2 protein-coding genes and 1 pseudogene are annotated in these 2307 nt (G+C 70.9%); 1 reads left to right on the forward strand and 2 read right to left on the reverse strand.

Features of this window, described 5'->3' with window-relative positions:
- Window positions 1-110 precede the first annotated feature (110 nt).
- Window positions 111-1397: an MFS transporter gene (locus tag E1292_RS50160; protein ID WP_132606839.1), complete on the reverse strand. Its 1287-nt coding sequence runs from the start codon at window positions 1395-1397 to the stop codon at window positions 111-113.
- 105 nt (window positions 1398-1502) lie between these two features.
- Between E1292_RS50160 and idi the strand changes: the two genes are divergently transcribed.
- Entirely contained in the window at window positions 1503-2087 is a 585-nt protein-coding gene (gene idi / locus E1292_RS50165; RefSeq protein WP_132606840.1) for an isopentenyl-diphosphate Delta-isomerase, read from the forward strand.
- A 93-nt stretch (window positions 2088-2180) separates the two neighbouring features.
- On the opposite strand, the pseudogene E1292_RS54725 reads toward idi, so the two are convergent.
- Window positions 2181-2307 (reverse strand): annotated as a pseudogene (locus E1292_RS54725) (inositol-3-phosphate synthase); the annotation flags it as partial.

Genomic DNA, 2307 nt, shown 5'->3' on the forward strand with positions numbered 1-2307 from the left:
GGCCGGGGCCGGTCGTGGGGCGGGCGTACAAGTTCCTGCTCGATCTCAGGCTCGACAAGGGCATGATCGGCAAGGAGGCGGCCACCGAGGCGCTGCTGGAGTGGGCCAGGTCAAACGACCTCGGCACGTGACGTGGTGGTGATCATCCGGTAGGCGAGCGCCGCCGCCGGGTAGCCGACCGAGATGATCAGCACGGCGGCGTACGACTTGCCGTCGGCGGGCAGGATCACCGCCGACAGGGCGGCGGCGAGCACGTACATGCCGTTGAAGAGCATGTCGTAGATGGAGAACGCGCGGCCCCGGTAGATGTCCTCGACGTCGCGCTGGACCGTCGTGTCGGCGCAGATCTTGACGCTCTGCCCGGCCAGGCCCAGCACGAACCCGGCCACCGGCAGCCCCCACTCCTGGAACGGCAGCACGAGCACCGCCGTCAGCACACCGGCTCCGACCAGCGCCATCTGCACCCACCGCTCGATCCCGAACCACTCGGTCGTGTACGGGGTGACGATCACGGCGAGGGCGGTGCCGAGGCCGGCGCCGACCACGACCAGGCTGACCCCGCGCAGCGCGGTCTCGGCGTCGCCGTCGGCGAAGTAGTAGCGGTAGAGGATGATGCCGAGCGCGGTGGACATGCCGAACAGGAAACGGTGCGTGGCCATCGCGCCCAGCGTCGCGGCGGCCACCCGGTGCCGCAGCAGGTGCTTGACGCCGTCGGCCAGCCCGGTGACCACGTTGCGCAGCTCCTGGCGTGCCTGCGGCTGGTCGGGGTCGGGCCACGGGCCGAGGAGCTGGCGCTCCATCGTCCGCGCCACCAGGGCGCTCAGCGTGAACACCACGCCGGACGTGGCCAGCAGCAGCGCCACGCCGAAGTCGCCGCCGCCGAAGATCTCCCGCAGCAGGAACCCGACGCCCGCGCCGATGAACGTGGCCACCGTTCCCGAGGTGGGAGTGACCGCGTTGGCCGCGATCAGCCGCTCCGGGGGGACCACGTGCGGCAGCGAGGCGCCGAGCGCGGCCAGGAAGAACCGGTTGACGCCGAGCACCAGCAGCGCCGCACCGTAGAACAGCGGGTCCGGCACGTCGGCGACGATCAGCCCGGCGGCCACGAGCAGCAGCAGACCGCGTACGAAGGGCGCGACGACCAGGATCTGCCGCCGCGACCAGCGGTCGATGAACACGCCGACGAAGGGCCCGAGCACGCTGTAGGGCAGCAGCAGCACGGCCAGTCCCGCGGCCACCTCGAGCGCGGTCGTCTGGTTCTCGGGGCTGAAGAAGGCGAAACCGGTCACGCCGAACTGGAAGATCCCGTCGGAGAACTGGGAGACCAGCCGCGTCCCGAACAGGCGCCGGAAGTCTTTGCCCCGTAGGACCACGCGGAGATCGGCGACGAACGACACCCCGTCAGCCTAGCCCCGCGCCCGTCGTTCAGGACGCGCGGATGCCGGTCCAGCAGGTGAACCCCGGGTTCCGCACGGCACAGATGATCACGTACGCTTCGAAGCGTGACGACTGAGGAACACGTTGTGCTGGTCGATCGCAGTGGCCACGCGCTCGGCACCGCGCCGAAGACGTCGGTGCACTCCCGCGACACCCCCCTCCACCTGGCCTTCTCCAGCTACGTCTTCGATCGGGAAGGCCGCGTCCTGCTCACCAGAAGGGCCGACCACAAGATCACCTGGCCGGGCGTCTGGACCAACAGCTGCTGCGGCCACCCGCTGCCGGGCGAGCCGCTGGACCGCGCGGTCATGCGCCGGCTCGCCTATGAGCTGGGGCTGAAGGCCGAGCGCGCCGATCTGGTGCTGCCCGGTTTCGCCTACCGCGCCGTCATGGCCAACGGCATCGTCGAGCACGAGCTCTGCCCGGTCTTCCGGGTCACGGTCGACGCGCCCGCCGTGCCCAACCCCGACGAGGTGGGGGAGGTGTCGTGGATGCCGTGGAAGGAGTTCGCAGAAGGCGTGCTGAACGGCCTGCTGGCGATCTCGCCGTGGTGCAGGGAGCAGGTGCCGCAGCTGGCGGAGCTCGGCTCCGACCCGCTCACCTGGCGGCCGGCCCCCGCCGGCGAGCTGCCTCCGGCCGCCCGCCTCTGAGCCTTGGGCGCCGCGACCCGTTCGGGGTGCGGTTCGGGCGCCGCGACCCGTTCGGGGTGCGGCGCCCACGGGACGGTCAGGTGGTCAGCGTTCTCAGCGTTCGACCTCTCCGCGGATGAATTTCTCGACGTAGTCGCGGGCCTGGTCGTCGGAGTACTGCTCGGGGGGTGACTTCATGAAGTAGGAGGAGGCCGACAGGATGGGGCCGGCGATGCCGCGG

The organism is Nonomuraea deserti (assembly GCF_004348685.1).
Taxonomy (GTDB): Bacteria; Actinomycetota; Actinomycetes; order Streptosporangiales; family Streptosporangiaceae; genus Nonomuraea; species Nonomuraea deserti.